This is a genomic window from Xanthomonas sp. CPBF 426 (genome assembly GCF_903989465.1).
Classification (GTDB): Bacteria; Pseudomonadota; Gammaproteobacteria; order Xanthomonadales; family Xanthomonadaceae; genus Xanthomonas; species Xanthomonas euroxanthea.
Window position 1 is genome coordinate 4,619,648 of sequence record NZ_LR861805.1, and the last position, 14,959, is coordinate 4,634,606.

At 68.7% G+C, this 14,959-nt stretch carries 14 protein-coding genes; 4 read left to right on the forward strand and 10 right to left on the reverse strand.

All coding sequences use genetic code 11. The features are described from left to right. Position 1 precedes the first annotated feature (1 nt). Both rsmG and H7A87_RS19595 read right to left on the reverse strand, forming a co-directional pair. Positions 2-643: a 16S rRNA (guanine(527)-N(7))-methyltransferase RsmG gene (gene rsmG / locus H7A87_RS19590; protein ID WP_104585644.1), complete on the reverse strand. Its 642-nt coding sequence runs from the start codon at positions 641-643 to the stop codon at positions 2-4. A 7-nt stretch (positions 644-650) separates the two neighbouring features. After that, a complete protein-coding gene (locus H7A87_RS19595; protein ID WP_147421130.1) occupies positions 651-869 on the reverse strand; it encodes a hypothetical protein in 219 nt (72 codons plus the stop codon). A 152-nt stretch (positions 870-1,021) separates the two neighbouring features. Here H7A87_RS19595 and H7A87_RS19600 point away from each other — a divergent pair, with 152 nt between their 5' ends. Beyond that, positions 1,022-2,650, forward strand: a complete 1,629-nt coding sequence (locus H7A87_RS19600) for an alkaline phosphatase D family protein (RefSeq protein ID WP_119129870.1) — start codon at positions 1,022-1,024, stop codon at positions 2,648-2,650. Positions 2,651-2,912: 262 nt separating this feature from the next. Further along, positions 2,913-4,499: an alkaline phosphatase D family protein gene (locus H7A87_RS19605; protein WP_119129871.1), complete on the forward strand. Its 1,587-nt coding sequence runs from the start codon at positions 2,913-2,915 to the stop codon at positions 4,497-4,499. Between the two features lie 111 nt (positions 4,500-4,610). Here the strand turns inward: H7A87_RS19605 and H7A87_RS19610 are convergent, their stop codons facing one another. Continuing rightward, on the reverse strand, positions 4,611-5,207 hold the full coding sequence (locus H7A87_RS19610; RefSeq protein ID WP_119129872.1) for a 4'-phosphopantetheinyl transferase superfamily protein: 597 nt from the start codon (positions 5,205-5,207) through the stop codon (positions 4,611-4,613). 126 nt (positions 5,208-5,333) lie between these two features. Between H7A87_RS19610 and H7A87_RS19615 the strand changes: the two genes are divergently transcribed. Beyond that, positions 5,334-5,585: a GlsB/YeaQ/YmgE family stress response membrane protein gene (locus tag H7A87_RS19615; RefSeq protein ID WP_016901812.1), complete on the forward strand. Its 252-nt coding sequence runs from the start codon at positions 5,334-5,336 to the stop codon at positions 5,583-5,585. Between the two features lie 58 nt (positions 5,586-5,643). Here the strand turns inward: H7A87_RS19615 and H7A87_RS19620 are convergent, their stop codons facing one another. Genes H7A87_RS19620 through H7A87_RS19635 form a run of 4 tightly spaced genes read right to left on the reverse strand, consistent with a single transcriptional unit; the run spans position 5,644 to position 10,767 of the window. Beyond that, positions 5,644-6,081, reverse strand: a complete 438-nt coding sequence (locus H7A87_RS19620) for a GFA family protein (protein ID WP_104585639.1) — start codon at positions 6,079-6,081, stop codon at positions 5,644-5,646. After that, positions 6,078-6,857, reverse strand: coding sequence for an exodeoxyribonuclease III (gene xth / locus H7A87_RS19625; protein ID WP_104585636.1), 780 nt, complete (start codon positions 6,855-6,857; stop codon positions 6,078-6,080). The genes H7A87_RS19620 and xth overlap by 4 nt, the downstream gene beginning before the upstream one ends. Positions 6,858-6,908: 51 nt before the next feature. Then, positions 6,909-8,174 (reverse strand): phosphodiester glycosidase family protein, encoded by a 1,266-nt coding sequence (locus tag H7A87_RS19630; RefSeq protein WP_119129873.1) that lies wholly within the window; start codon positions 8,172-8,174, stop codon positions 6,909-6,911. Then, a complete protein-coding gene (locus H7A87_RS19635; RefSeq protein WP_232087890.1) occupies positions 8,164-10,767 on the reverse strand; it encodes a TonB-dependent receptor in 2,604 nt (867 codons plus the stop codon). Before H7A87_RS19635 ends, H7A87_RS19630 begins: the two co-directional genes overlap by 11 nt. Positions 10,768-10,926: 159 nt before the next feature. On the opposite strand from H7A87_RS19635, the gene H7A87_RS19640 reads away from it, so the two are divergent. Continuing rightward, positions 10,927-12,075, forward strand: a complete 1,149-nt coding sequence (locus H7A87_RS19640; RefSeq protein WP_115678103.1) for an ROK family transcriptional regulator — start codon at positions 10,927-10,929, stop codon at positions 12,073-12,075. A gap of 93 nt (positions 12,076-12,168) precedes the next feature. Here H7A87_RS19640 and H7A87_RS19645 read toward each other — a convergent pair whose 3' ends face one another. From H7A87_RS19645 to H7A87_RS19655, 3 genes are all read right to left on the reverse strand, one after another. Next, positions 12,169-12,960: a hypothetical protein gene (locus tag H7A87_RS19645; RefSeq protein ID WP_119129875.1), complete on the reverse strand. Its 792-nt coding sequence runs from the start codon at positions 12,958-12,960 to the stop codon at positions 12,169-12,171. Beyond that, the gene (locus H7A87_RS19650; RefSeq protein WP_180496811.1) at positions 12,957-13,754 is read right to left on the reverse strand and encodes a peptidylprolyl isomerase; all 798 of its coding nucleotides are present in this window, start codon (positions 13,752-13,754) and stop codon (positions 12,957-12,959) included. Before H7A87_RS19650 ends, H7A87_RS19645 begins: the two co-directional genes overlap by 4 nt. A 160-nt stretch (positions 13,755-13,914) precedes the next feature. Beyond that, positions 13,915-14,949 carry a glycerophosphodiester phosphodiesterase family protein gene (locus tag H7A87_RS19655; RefSeq protein WP_232087986.1) on the reverse strand — a complete coding sequence of 345 codons (1,035 nt, stop codon included), beginning with the start codon at positions 14,947-14,949 and terminating at the stop codon, positions 13,915-13,917. Between the last annotated feature and the right edge of the window lie 10 nt (positions 14,950-14,959).

A 14,959-nucleotide genomic window follows, 5' to 3' on the forward strand; every position in this document is an offset into this window, starting at 1 on the left:
TTCAGCCTGCCTTGCGCACCACCACCAGATGCCGCTCGCCCTCCAGGCCGGGCACCTGCAGCGGATGCACCTCGGCCAGCGTCCAGCCGGGGGGCAGCGCGGCGATCTCGTCGTGCGGATAGATGCCCTTCATCGCCAGCAGGCTGCCGCCCGGGCGCAGCAGGTGACCGCCGACCTCAATGATGCCGGCCAGCGTATCCAGTGCCCGCGCGGTGAGGTGGTCGTAAGCGGCCGGTTCGTCCAGCGCTTCGGCGCGCGACTCGGCCACGCGTGCGTTGCCCAGCGCCAGCTGGCGCAGCGCCTCGCGCATGAAGCGCGCCTTCTTGCCGTTGCTTTCCACCAGGGTGACCTGCAGCTGCGGGCGGGTGATCGCCAGCGGGATGCCGGGCAGGCCGGGGCCGGTGCCCAGGTCGGCCAAGGTGCCGCTGGCGATGTAGGGCTGCATGGCCAGCGAATCGAGCAGATGGCGGGTGACCATCTCGCGCGGGTCGCGCACGGCGGTGAGGTTGTAGGTCTTGTTCCAACGCACCAGCAGCGTCAGATAGCGCAACAACGGCGCGGCAAAGTCCGCATCCAGGGATTGGGCCTGCAGGCCATGCGCCAGTGCGGCGGCTACATCGGGGGCAAGTGCGGCATCGTTCATGCCGCGATTATCGCAGCTGGCCGGCGTGCAGGTGCACGCGTACCGCGCATGGTGGCGATACGCGGCGCGTGGGCAGGAAGCTGGCGTACTTGAACCTGCCCAGCACACATGTCCAGGTCTGGCGATGCCGCAGGGCCTGCAGCCACGCCAGCGGCGGCTGCACCGGCGCATGCGCATCGCGGTGGGCAGGATCAACCACCGCGGTGGCACACCCCGTGCCCGTCATCTGCCGTCCGCCATCCGCCATCCGCCATCTGTCGATGGTCGATGGTCGATATGGGCGCACGAGCCGCCGTCAGCCACGGCAGTGCCGCTGCCATCGAACGGACATCCGCCCGTCGCACCATGGTCGCGTCCGCCTGATTGCGTGTTGTGTCCATGTCCTTGATCGCCCCATCCTCCGCATCGTCCCTGCCCGGCCCCGGCGACGCCCCTGCCGCCGTGGATCACGGCCGGCGCCGTCTTCTTATCGCTGGCGCCGGGCTGGCGGCCGCCGGACTGCTCAGCCCGTTCGCACGTGCCGGCGGCAGCCCGGACCCGTTCACCCTGGGCGTGGCCGCGGGCGACCCGCTGGCCGACGGCTTCGTCATCTGGACCCGGCTGGCGCCGCGCCCGCTGGAGCCGGATGGACGCGGTGGATTGAGCGCCCCGGTGCAGGTGCGCTGGCAGGTGGCCAGCGACCCGGGCATGCGCCGCATCGTGCGCCAGGGGCAGACCGTCGCCAGCCCGGCCTGGGGCCACGCGGTGCATGTGGAGCTGGCCGGCCTGGCCGCCGATCGCCCGTACTGGTACTGCTTCCAGGCGCTGGGCGCGCGTAGCCCCGTCGGCAGCGCGCGCACCTTGCCGGCGCCGCACCAGTTGCCGGATGCGGCGCGACTGGGCTTTGTGTCGTGTTCGCACTGGGAGCAGGGCTATTTCAGCGCCTACCGCCACCTGGCCGCCGAACAGCCGGACCTGGTGTTCTTCCTCGGCGATTACATCTACGAATACAGCAACCGCGGCGAGGCGGCGAAGAAGATCGTGCGCCCGCACGGCAGCGGCGAGTGCCTGGATCTGGCCGGCTACCGCAACCGCTACGCGCTGTACCGCACCGACCCCGACCTGCAGGCGCTGCACGCCGGCAGCGCCTGCGTGGCGACCTGGGACGACCACGAGGTGCAGAACGATTACGCCAATCGCTGGTCGCAGGACCCTTCGATTGCGGTCGACAGCTTCCTGGCCCGACGCGCGGCCGCCTACCGTGCCTTTTACGAACACTTCCCGCTGCGCGCAGCCAGCCGCCCGCATGGCGCCAACATGCGCATCTACCGGGCGCTGGACTACGGCCAGCTGGCGCGCTTCTACGTGCTCGATGGGCGCCAGTACCGCAGCGAACAACCCTGCCCGCGGGCCAACGGCTGGCGCGGCGGCCACGTGGTGGACGCCAGCTGCCGCGAACGCACCGACCCACGCCGCAGCATGCTGGGCTGGGAACAGGAGCGCTGGCTGCATGGCGCCTTCGCACGATCGCCGGCGCGCTGGAACGTGATCGCGCAGGATCTGCTGGTGGCACCGCTGAACCAGCATGGCCGCGACGGCGTATTCGGCCACTGGACCGACGGCTGGGACGGCTACCCCGCCACGCGCACCCGCATGCTCGACGCAATCGCCAAGACCCGGCTGCGCAATCCGGTGTTCTGGGGCGGCGACATCCACTCGTACTGGGTGAACGACCTGAAGAAAGATCCGGCCGACCCGGACTCGGCGACGCTGGCCACCGAATTCGTCGGCACCTCGATCACCTCCGACGGCCAGAGCAACGCCGAACTGCACGCCACCATGGCGCTCAATCCGCATGTGCACTACGCCGAAGGCGAAACCCGCGGCTATGTCTCGGTGACGCTGACCCCGGGGCGGATGGAAACCCGCCTGCAAGGCATCTCCGACCGCCGCGACCGCGATGCAACGGTCTCGACGTTGAAACGCTTCGTGGTCGAAGACGGCAAGGCCGGCGCAGTGGAGGCATGAGCCTGCGGTGTGCTGCGGAGCATGGCAACGGCATGCGCCCCCCATCCGCCACGGCAGCCCTGCGCCGAGCTTCCACGACAGCGGCAGCACGCGTGAACCGCCATTCCACGCCCTCGCCACGCACCCCATCACCTGCGTGCTGCGCAACGAGGTGACGGCCTCTCGCCGCCTGGCCTGCTGCGTCATGCAGCGCCATGGACACGCCCCGGTAAGACGGCGGCGCTATATCTGGATGCCCGCTGCCAGACGCATCGAGGATGCCATGCCCACCGCCGATCCCGCCCGCCGCCGCGTGTTGCAAGGTTTGGGTGCCGGTTTGTTGCTGCCGGCCACTGCCGCTTGGTCCACGCGCAGCCTGGCTGCGCCGTCCGGGCGGCCGCTGATCACCGATGGGGTGCAGAGCGGCGATGTCGTGGATGGCCGGGCCATGCTGTGGAGCCGCTGCGACCGGCCGGCGCGGCTACGGGTGGAATGGGATACGCGCCCGAGCCTGCGGCAGGCGCGTCGTGTGGATGGGCCGGTGGCCTTGCCGGCGCACGATTTCACTGCACGGGTGGATCTGGGCGCGTTGCCGCGCGATCAGGACATCTTCTACCGGGTGCGTTTCGAAGATGCCGACAACGGCACCTTGAGCGCGCCGGTGCATGGCCATCTGCGCAGTGCGCCGCAGGCGCGTGGCGATGTGCGCTTTGTCTGGAGCGGCGACACCGTCGGCCAGGGCTTCGGCATCAATCCGGACATCGGCGGCATGCGCATCTACAGCGCGATGCGCGAGCGCAACCCGGACTTCTTCCTGCACAGCGGCGACACCATCTATGCCGACGGCCCCGTCCCGGCCGAGCTGGTCGTCGAAGAAGGCAGGCGCTGGCGCAACCTCACCACCGCGGCCAAGAGCAAGGTTGCCGAAACGCTGGACGAATTCCGCGGCAATTACCGCTACAACCTGCTCGATGAGCATGTGCGCCGCTTCAATGCCGAGGTCGCACAACTCTGGCAATGGGACGATCACGAAACCACCAACAACTGGTCGCCCGGCAAGCAGCTGGACGCGCGCTATCAGGTGCGCGATATCGGGGTGCTGGCCGGTCGTGCGCGCCAGGCATTCCTGGAATACGCCCCGATGCGCGGCGTGCGTGCCGATGGCGACGGTCGCATCTACCGCAAGATCGGTTACGGCCCGCTGCTGGATGTGTTCGTGCTGGACATGCGCAGCTATCGCGGCGCCAACAGCGACAACCTGCAACCGCAGCCGGGCGCGGACGCGGCATTTCTCGGTACGCAGCAACTGGCCTGGCTGCAGCGCGAACTGGCCGGTTCACGCGCGCAATGGAAGGTGATCGCCGCCGACATGCCGATCGGCCTGCAGGTCCCCGATGGGCAGGACGCAGCGGGCCGCGCGCGCTGGGAGGCGATCGCCAACGGCGATCCGGGCGTGCCGCGTGGGCGCGAACAGGAGATCGCCACGCTGCTGCGTTTCATCAGCACAGCGCGCATTCGCAACACGCTGTGGCTGACCGCCGATGTGCATTATTGCGCGGCGCATTACTACCACCCGGACCGCGCGGCGTTCCAGCAGTTCGAGCCGTTCTGGGAATTCGTGGCCGGCCCGCTCAATGCGGGCAGCTTCGGCCCGAATGCCCTCGATGCCACGTTCGGGCCGACAGTGATCTTCCAGAAAGCCCCGCCGGCGCCGAACCTGTCGCCGCTGGCAGGATTTCAATTCTTTGGCGAAGTGGAGATCGATGCACGCACCGGCGTGCTGACGGTGACCTTGCGCGATCTGGACGGGGTGGCGCAGTTCCGTCAGCCGATCCTGCCGCATGCCGCGGCGTGGCCGGAACCTGCCTGAGACAGTGGTCGGGCCGCCACGGCACAGATCCACGGCCTGCACGTGCTGCAGCCCGATCAAGACAACGCGCTGGCGCTGCGGTGCAAAGATGCAGTGCGTTGATCGCCGCGCCTAGTCGGCCGGCAATGGATGGAACGCCAGTGCGGCGCGGCAGTCGGGGGCCGCCCACCACTCGTGCAGCCGCCAGTGTGCGGCCTGGCCCAGCGCCGGGTCGCACCATTGCAACTGCAATGCGCCGTCGGGTGCCACCGCGTAGGCGAGCCGATGCAGGCCGAACGACAGACCATGCCCGTACGCCTTGAGCAGCGCTTCCTTGGCGCACCACAGGCGGAAAAACAGCGCCTGCTGCGCGTCCGGCTCCAGCCCGGCCAGCAGTGCGATTTCGTCGGCATGGAAGAATCGCTGCGCGATCTCCAGCAGCCGCGGGCGCGCGCGGATGCGTTCCAGGTCCACGCCCAGCCGCACGCGGTTGCCCAGGCCGACCAACAGATAATCGGCACTATGGCTCCAGCCGGCGTCCCAATCGGGCAAGGCCGGTTGCAGCGACGGGCGCCCGCGCGCGTCACGCAGCAGCGGTACCCGGGCAGGTTCCAACGCCAGCGCCTGGCCCAGCAACTCGCGCGCCTGTGGCTCGCCGCGCTCGCCATGCCGGTGCGGACGCAGCCACAGTTGCACCGGTCCGATGTGCCAGCTCGCGTACGCTGTCACGCTGCATGCACCAAGCACAACGCCCGCATCGGCGTGTGATCGCGCTCGACAGTCACTTCACGCCTGTCTGCGTTGAATGGCGCCCATGCACTACTTCCGGTGCAATCGAATGAGGAGTTCGGCAACATGGGCATCATCATCTGGTTGATCGTCGGCGGCATCGTGGGTTGGCTGGCCAGCATCATCATGCGTCGCGATGCGCAGCAAGGCATCATCCTCAATATCGTGGTCGGCATCGTCGGCGCGCTGATTGCCGGTTTCCTGTTCGGTGGCGGCATCAATCAGGCCATCACCCTGTGGACCTTCGTGTGGTCGCTGGTCGGTGCGGTGATCCTGCTGGCAATCGTCAACCTGTTTACACGTGGCCGCGTGCGTTAAACAACGTACACGCAACGCTGCAGAACCCAACGCCCGGGCTTGCCCGGGCGTTGCCGTTTCAGCCATCGACCGCAACCCGATCAGCCGGATGGTGAACCCCGTCCTCCACCGGCACGGCGATGTTCAGCGCATACGGGTTGACGCCTTCCAGGCAGCCGACGTTATAGCCGTATTCGTTGGGGTTGGAGCGCCGCCGGTGATGCGTATAGATACCGCACACGCCGCAGAAATAATGCGCCGCGGTATGCGTGTTGAACTGATACAGCCGCAGCACGTCTTCGCCCTGCAACACATGCAGGCCATCGAGCGTGACCGAGGCGACGATGGCGCCGCGGCGGCGGCACATCGAACAATCGCAACGGCGCGGATCGAGCAGCCCGTGCGGCAGGTCCAGATCGATCTGCACCGCGCCACAGTGACAGCTCAGCCGGTGCACCGGCCCGAGCGTGACCTCGCCAACCTTGTGCGTGCTACGCCGCAGATGCCGCTCGCTCATGCGCTGGCCTCGGCAAGCCGCACCCAGGCCGGCGCGTGGTCGCTGGGACGCTCCCAGGTGCGTGGTTCGCGATCGATGCCCGCTTCCACCGCGCGGGCGCGCAACGCATCCGACACCAGGGTCAGGTCGATGCGCAGCCCCAGGTTGCGGCGGTAGGCGGCCTGGCGGTAATCCCACCAGCTGAAATGGCCGGCATCGTCGTGATGCTGGCGAAACGCATCGTGCAGGCCCAGCGCCAGCAGCTTGTTGAGGGCGCCGCGCTCGGCGGTGGAGGTGAGGATGTGGTTGTCGCTCCACACTTCCGGCGCGTAGACGTCGCGCGCGTCCGGGGCGATGTTGAAGTCGCCCAGCACCACCAGCTGCGGGTGGCGTTGCAGTTCCTGCGCGATCCAGTCGTGCACCGCCTCAAGCCAGCGCAGTTTGTAGGCGTACTTGTCGGTGCCCACGTCCTGGCCGTTGACCACATACAGATTGATGATGCGCACGCCATCGACGGTGGCGGCGATCACACGCTGCTGCACATCATCGAAGCCGGGGATGCCCATCTGCACCTCCAGCGCCGGCGAGCGCGACAGGATCGCCACGCCGTTGTAGGTCTTCTGCCCGCAGAACACGCTGCGGTAGCCCAGCGCGGCCAGGGCCGCATCCGGGAATTTGTGGTCTTCCAGCTTGGTTTCCTGGATGCCCACGACGTCCGGCGCGAAGTCCGCCAGCCACTGTTGCAGGTGCGGCAGGCGCACGTTGAGCGAGTTGACGTTCCAGGAGGCAATCTTCATGGCGCGGACCGTGGTTCAAACCGCCAATGGTACCGCGCCGCCCGCGTGCGCTCAGGGCCGTGGCGCGATGCGTACCCCGAGCTGGTTGGCAACCGGGCGTTCGCGCCCCGGGATGCCGGTGTGGATGGGGCGATTGAGTGCGCGCACGCGCCCATCCACCCGCGCGGCCAGGGTGCTGGAGCCGCCGCCGTCCAGGTTGATGGCGGACGTGGCGCCAAGCTGCTGCAGCACCGTGGTCAGCGCGTCCAGGGTGATGCCGGCGCTATAGCCCGGCTGGCGGCCGTCGGCGACCACCATCCACAGCGTCCTGCGCGCGCGATCCAGTCCCAGCGCGCTGCGCGGCTCGGGGCCGTCGTAGTACTCGGCGCGGCTGGCCTCGCGCCGCTGGCGCTTGCCGTCGCGCAGCAGCAGCGGGCCGGCCCCCACCCCCAGGCGGGTGCCCGGCGGGCAGCTGCCATGCACGATGCTGACCGCATTGCGCGCGCTCACGCACAACGCCGCGTTGACGCGTGCATCGCTGGTGGCGGCGGCCGAATCCAGATGCCCCGCCTCGATCGCCAGGCCTTCGGCAGTGACGCCCTGCCCTGCCGCCGGCACGAACGCCTTGTCGAACAACTGCCCGCCCTCGAACGGCAGGAAGTAATCGGCATTGATCGCCAGCGCCAGGCCGCGGTCGCGCACGAACGCGGTGGTCGGCTTGGCCAGGAACTCGCCGCCCCCGCTGCGCTCGCCAGGGGTGCCGACCAGTTGCAGCCCGGGGGTGGCAAGATCGATCTCGGCGATATGCAGCATCACCGGTTGCGGTGCGCGCATGGCCTGCCGCCAGTAGCGGATGCCCGGCGCCAGCGTGATCGGCGCGCCAGGCGCCGGCACCGGCTGCACCAGCGGTTCGATGCTGACGCGTTCGCGTGCATGGGCCTGATCCAAGGCGGCCAGCACTGCGTCGATGCGTGCAGGTGGCGTGCGCAGCAGCAGCCGTTGGGTGGGCGCGGCCTGCAGCACCTGCGCCAGGCCGGCGCAGCGCGCGCCGCGGCAGGCACTGGCATCGATGCCGACGCGTGCCGGGCCATCGGCATCGTCTGGTACCTGCAAGGCGATGCGATTGTGTTCGGCCGGTTTGCAGCGGCTCGCCGCCGCCAGCACATCGTCCGGCCATTGGCCCCAGCAGTCGCCGCTGACGAGGGTCTCCATCGGCACGAAGGGCGTGGCTGCCGATGGAGTTGCGGCATCGTCGGCACTGGCGCTGCCGGCCAGTGTTGCCAGCACTGCCAGCACTGCCAGCAATGGCGCCGATGCGCCGCGGCGATCAGAACGCATAGTCCACTCCCAGGTAATAGGCGCGGCCGTTGTCGAGCTGCTCGCGCATCAGTTGTCGGTCGGCACCGATCACCCGCGTCAGCCGCGCGTTGGCGAGATTGCGGCCCTGCACGGTCAGGCGCAGTTGCTTGCTGAAGTTCCAGGCCAGCTGCGCGTCGTAACTGGTGATCGGGTCGTAATAGCGGTCGTTGACGCGGTTGTCGGTGGCGGCCGAAAGCAGCTGCTGGCCGGTGTAGTTGGCGCTGACGCGCGCACTGAACCGGCCGATGTCGTACAGCAGCGAGGCATTGGCGCTGCGCCTGGGCGATTCCATCAGGCCGGGCAGCGCGCGGCGCGTGCCGTCGGCCATCTGCACATCGGCGGTACGCGGGTCGAGCAGGGTCGCGTTGAACATCGCGCCCAGGTTGGACCAGGCGCCGGGCAGGAAATCGAAGCGTGTGTCGATGGCGGTCAATTCGATGCCCTGCACCTGCGCATCGCCGGTATTGATCGCCTGGGTGGTGGTGACCTGATAGCTGCCGACCAGGCCGCCGGGGTCGCGCTGGGTGTCGGTGCTGGTCAGGCGCACGATTTCATCGCCGATGCGCTTGTGGAACAGTGCCAGCGACAGCTGTGAATCGCGGTCCGGGTACCATTCCAGCGACAGGTCCAGGTTGTCGGCGCGACGGGGGCTTAGCAGCGGGTTGGCGATGCTGCGATTGATGGTCAGGCCGGTGGCATCGACCACCGGGCTGCTGTTCTGGCCGATGTCGGCGTAGGTGGGCAGACCGATGGTGCGGCTGCCGGCCACGCGCAGTTTCACTGCCGGGGTGATGTCCCAGGCCAGGTTCGCCGAAGGCAGCAGGAAGCGGCGGTCGCTGTCGGCCGATTGCTGCACGTAGTTGCTGGTGCTGTTCAAGGGCTGCGGCACCGCGCTACGTACGGCGCGCTGCAGGTATTCGTTGCGCAGGCCGACCGTGGCCAGCGTGCGCTCGCCATGCCAGGTGCCCATGACATAGGCGGCGCCACTGCGCTCGTCGATGCCGAAATCGCTGATCGCGCTGTTGCGGGCATTGGTGCTGGCCGGCACGTAGGCGCCTGGCGAGGCGGCAGCGAAGGCGGCGACCCGGGCCGGGTCGATCAACAACAGGCAGCCGACTTCGGCGTAGGGGCAGATGCGCGCATCGTCGGTGCCGATCGTCGCCAGGCTCACGCGGCCGGCCGGATTGCGGCGGACTTCATCCAGGTTGTAGCGCTGCTGCAGGTCGCGGTACTGCAGGCCGCCACGAAAGCCCCAGCCGCGCGCATCGGCATCGGCGTTCTGGCTGTAGTCCAGCTTGAACGTCGTCGTGTCGGTGCTGCTCTTTTCCACGCGGGTCAAGAAATACTGCTGGGTGTAGTTGGCCGCATTGCCGTAGTACCCCGGGTCGACCGGGGCGATGCGCGGGCGCGTGTCGTCGCCGAGCGCATACGCAAAGCCCAGCCGCGGGGAAGCGGCGGCGCTGAACACGTCCTCGCGGGTGTCCTGCCGGTACTTGCCGGTGGCGCGGTTGAGCAATGCGTCTACACGACCTTCCGGATTGAGCCGGAAGCTGCCGCCCAGTTGCGCGTAGCGCAGCGTGCGGGTCTGGTCGAAATGGTTGGCATCCACCTGCGCGCTGCCCTGCGCGTAGCGGCCGTTGCCGGCGTCGGTGATCGTGGCATTGCCGACGCGGTTGATCCACTGCGAGCGCCGCTGCTCGTCGTTGCCGTGCTCGAAGGTGCCGGCGCTGAAGGCCAGCCTCACGTCCTGGCCGTCGTCGTATTCGAGCTTGCCGAACACGCTGCGGCGCTGGCGCAGGTTGTCGTAGCTGAGCGGGCGGAAGCGGTCCGGTGCGATCGCCAGGCCGTCCGGATCCAGACCGGGCGTGAGGGTCTGTCGCACACCGTTGGCGTAATAGCTGTAGCTGTCGATGGCGGTATTCAACGACGCCGAATCGCGCCGGAAGTAATCGGCAGACAGCACCACGCCGAAGCGCTGATCCGGCCCGAAGGTGTCGCTGAAACTGCCCTGCACCTGGCCCGATGGGGTGCTGCCCTGCAGCTGCCGGCGGTTTTCCCAGTCGGCCAGGTTGGCGCGCACGGTGGCAAAGCGGCCGTCGTGATCGAAGGCGCTGCGTGTGCGCAGCGCGGCGATGCCGCCGATGGCATTGCTGTCCATGTCGGCGTTGAAGCTCTTGTAGATGTCCACCTGCTGCGCCAGCGAGGCGGGAATCACGTCCAGCGATTGCACGCGCCGGCTGGTTTCGGTGGACGGCAGCGCCACCCCGTCGATCAGCACGTTGTTGTAGTCGGGGTTGAAGCCGCGCAGGCTCATGAACTGCGCCTCGCCGCGGCCGTTGTTGACCACCATCGACACGCCCGGCACCCGCTGCAGGGCCTCGCCCAGGCCGAAGTCGGGGATCGAGCCGATATCGTCGGCGGCCACGCCGTCGGACACCACGGCGGCCTCGCGCTTGGCGCCGATCGCCTGGCGGATCGACAGGTGCTGGCCGGAGACCTGCACCGCGTCCAGCTGCACCGGGGTGGTGTCGCTGGCCGGCGCAGCGGCATGGACGCCCAGGCTGGCGTTCATGCACAGGGCCAGCAGGCCGAGGCGGGGACATGGGCGGGTACGCAAACGTGACATGGGATGACCGCAGACGGCAGAGGCCGCCAATTTAATAACTTACTGTGAATTAATTATTTCAGCCGAAGCGGGTAGACTGGCGCGTCCCCCGTGCCACCGCTCGCCATGCCGTCCACTGCTGCTGTCGCATTGCCGCCGCATTCGCCGCATTTCCCCGTCCTGAGCCGCAATGAGCGCGACATGCTCGACCGCCTGCGCCTGGCCGGCGTGCTCACCCGCGCCGACCTCAGCCGCGGCACCGGGCTGACCGTGCAGACGGCGGTGCGCCTGATCGAAGGCCTGCAGGCGCGCGGCATGGTCCACATGGGCAGCGGCGTGGCACGTGCCGGGCGCGGCAAGCCGGGGGTGGCGGTGTCGTTGAATCCGGCGCACGGCCACACCCTGGGCGTGTCCATCGCCACCGATGCGCTGACCCTGGCGCTGGTGGATTTCACCGGCCAGGTGCTGGCGGTCAGCGAGCTGCCGCTGGACGCACGCAGTGCGGATGCGGTGTTGCTGCAGCTGCAGGCCGGCGATGCGGCGCTGCTGGCAGGCCTGGAGCACGCGGCGGGGCCGCGGCTGGGCATCGGGCTGGCGATGAGCGGGTTTTTCACCGGGGAGGACGGGCGCATCAATCCGCCCGAACCGCTGCGCGCGCTTGGCGAGTTCGCGTTGGCGCCCTGGCTGGCGCAGGCCTGCGCGCAGCCGGTGTGGATGGACAACGACGGCAGCGTGGCCGCCGCCGGCGAAGCGATGCTGGGCGTGGGCCGTCGCCACCGCGATTTTGCCTATCTCTATCTCAGCTACGGGTTCGGTGGTGGCCTGGTCATCGACGGCCAGGTCATGCGCGGTGCGCGCGGCAATGCCGGTGAATTCGCCGGCATGCTGCCGGCGCAGAAGCTCGAACGCGCCACGCTGGAATTGCTGCGCGAACTGCTGGCCGCCGACGGCGTGGTGTTTGCCGATGTACGCAGCCTGCTGGCCGCCTACGACCCGCGCTGGCCGGCGATCGAACGCTGGATCGCGCGCAGTGCGCCGGGGGTGTCGTTGATCGTCTCGGCGATCACTGCGGTGTGCGACCCGGAAGCGATCGTGTTCGGCGGCCGCCTGCCGGCCGACCTGGCCCGGCGCCTGATCGCCGCCGTGCAGATCGACAACCTGCCGCGCCGCGGCCAGGCCAGGCCGATGCCGGTGCTGCTGCCGGCCGAGGCACCGGCCGACGCCTGCGCGATCGGGGCAGCCACGCTGCCGCTGAAGGCGCGCTACTTCCGTTAGTGCGCGCGCCGGCAGCGACGCCGCCTGCCGTGCACGCCGTGCGCTTCGCCCTGCCGCTGGCGCTACGGCAGCCTGCCCGGCGCGGAGGCTGCGTCAGCGCGCGCAGCAGCTGGCATGCAGCTCCCGTGCAAGCATCACCACCTGCTGCTCGGTGGCGGCATCCATCTCCTCGAACATCTCCTCGCCGCGCAGCGGGGCGGCAGGCGGCAACGGATGTCCGAACGGCTGCTGGGCCACCAGTCGCCAGGCATCGCCGTACAGCGGCTCGGCGCTCGCCAGCAGCGGCGAGGACACGAACTGATCCAGCACCGGCATCGCCGCCCGGTTGCCCTGCATCGCCATCGTCTCCAGGTCGGCCAGCACCTGCTCGGCCTCGGCACGATCGGACCGGGAGAGCGGTTGCGGGCTGCCGTCTTCGGCGATCGCGGGTTGGCGCTCCAGCAGCAGGCCGGCGCGTCGACGCAGCAATTCCAGCTGCGCGTCGGTATTGCCGCCGGCGGCAGCCTGACGCAGCAGTTGGTCCACCTGCGCGTACTCGCCTTCGCCCACGTGCTGGCACGCCTTCAGCCGGGCAGCATGGTCGCGTGCGCGTTGCGACACCGCCGCGCGCGCGCCAGGCTCCGCCGGGTCCGCATCGCCAACGGACGGCGCCGGCGGCGCTTCGGCAAGCATGGCGCAGCGGCGATAGGCCTGCGCGCGCGCATACGACGCCGCGGCAAGCGCGCCCGGCGCGGCAGCGGCGCTGCTGCGCCCCGTTCCTGCAGCGCTGGCCTGCAGCGTCGCTTCGGCCTGGAAGTCCTGCCGCGCTCCGGTACCACAGGCTGACAAGGCCAGCGCCTGCGCCACGAGGAGCAGCCATCGGAACGGCGCGCCGGTCCCTCTCATTGCCGGATCCGCGGTGCATCCGCCTCGGCGCTGCGCTGGCCCTGCTCCGAGGACGCCAGACCCGCCGCTTGCGCAGAACGGTCCCGCACCAGCTGGGCGATGGCGCGATCGCGCAGTTCTTCGCGCAGCTGCGCTTCGATCATCCCGCCCACGGTGTCGAGGGTGGCGGTGTGCTTTTCCTCCAGGCGGATCAGGTGATAGCCGCCGGGACCGCGCACGGGGCCGGACACGTCGCCCACCGCCAGCGCACGCACCGGCGCCGCGAAAGGGGTGTCCAGGTACAGGCCGAACATCGACGACAGCTGCCCCCCGTCGGCGGCAGTGGCACCATCGTCGGATTCCTCGGCGGCCAGTCGGGCGAAATCGCCTCCACGCGCGATACGACGGCGCAGCATCTGCGCACGCTCCAGGGCCTGCGCCTGACTCAATGGATGACTGCGCCGCGGCGCCGACTCGGGCTGTTCGGCGATGAAGACATGGCTGAGCCGGAATTCGTCGAAGTCGCCCGGCCGTTCGGCAAAACGCCGTGCGATAGCGGCCTGCGACACCGTCACGCTCTGCAGCAGGTGGTCGCGCTCGGCCTGCGCAAGCACGGTGTCGGCAGCCTCGCGCAGCAGGGCCGCGGTTTGCGGATCATCGGCAAGGCCTTGGCGCCTTGCGTGTTCGGCCAGGACCGCGCGTTCGATGGACGCAGCGGCGCTGTCCGCATTGTCGCGGCGTGCCTGTTCCGCTGGCGCAGCCTCTTTGCCCGCATCTGCGTCTGCCGGCGACGCAATGGCAGCCTGCGTGGTCATGCAGGCAGCGAGCAGCAGCAAGACGCAGCGCCTCGCGCGTGCAGGACCCACAGAAACGTTGAATGACCTGGACATGACATCTCCCTCCGAAACAGCGGCGATTGACGCTTGCCAGCCATCCGGTGCGGCAACCTCGGCCGCACCGGATGCCGTCAAGGCGTTACGGGGCGTAATGCGAAATGCGCCGCCCGTTGATCTTCAGCGTGCGCATGGTCGACTTCGGGTCGTCGGTGGTAATCAGCCCGAACCGCTGCGACATCAGGAAACCGATGTCGCCGCGGTGGTCTGCGGTATCGGATTTGCCCTGGTACGAGGAATACAGTTGCGACAATCGGTAGCAGCACGAACCGTTGTTGCTGATGAACTCGCCGGCACCCGGGCCATCGGGAATGGCCTGAAAGATGGCAATGCGCTTGCCCTCGGCACGCGCTGCGTTCTTCTGGCCCTGCAACAGGCCATCGTCCTGCTTGACGTTGATTTCCAGCGTGTGGGCATAGCGCTGCCATTCGACGCGACTGGCCGGCACATCGATCTTCGCCAGCATGTTGGTGGTGTAGACCGGGATGGCATGCACATACCGGGAGTTGCCGACAAAGGCGGCAGGGTGCGGGAACAACGTGGCGTTGACCTTCATCGCCACGACCTGCTCGGGATGATCGGGAAACGCCTTCAGGGCAGCGGTGTGTACCGCGCGCACGCCATCGGCCGACTTGACGTCGAAGATCAGCGGCAGCTGCATGTTGTTGCGCTTCCAGTACGCAAACAACTCGTCCAGGCTGTACATCTCCCACCCGGTGACGGTGCCACGGTCCGGCGTGAGCAGGTGCAGTCGCTTGATGTTGGCCAACGACAGGCTGCTGACCAGCGGGTTGGCGCCCTGGTTGGTTCTCGGGTTGTACTTGGCACCCCCGACGACGGTGTACACGTCGGTGGTGCGCCCAAGATTGAAGTCGTGGCTCAGCACCGGCATGCCGTCCTGGGTCACCTTGACGTCCAGCTCGACGCCGTCCATGCACTGCACGTCGGCATTGAGCACGGCGCGGCTGGAGTTTTCCGGAATCGCTGGATCGCCCGAGTATTTGCCCCACAGGCCGCGGTGGGCCAGCACCAGGGTATCGGCGGTGAACTTGTCGTTGAGGATCTCCGCCATCTTGTTGGCGGTATTGCCACAGGATGCCGCAGCAAGTTGCGGCATGGCCGCCAGC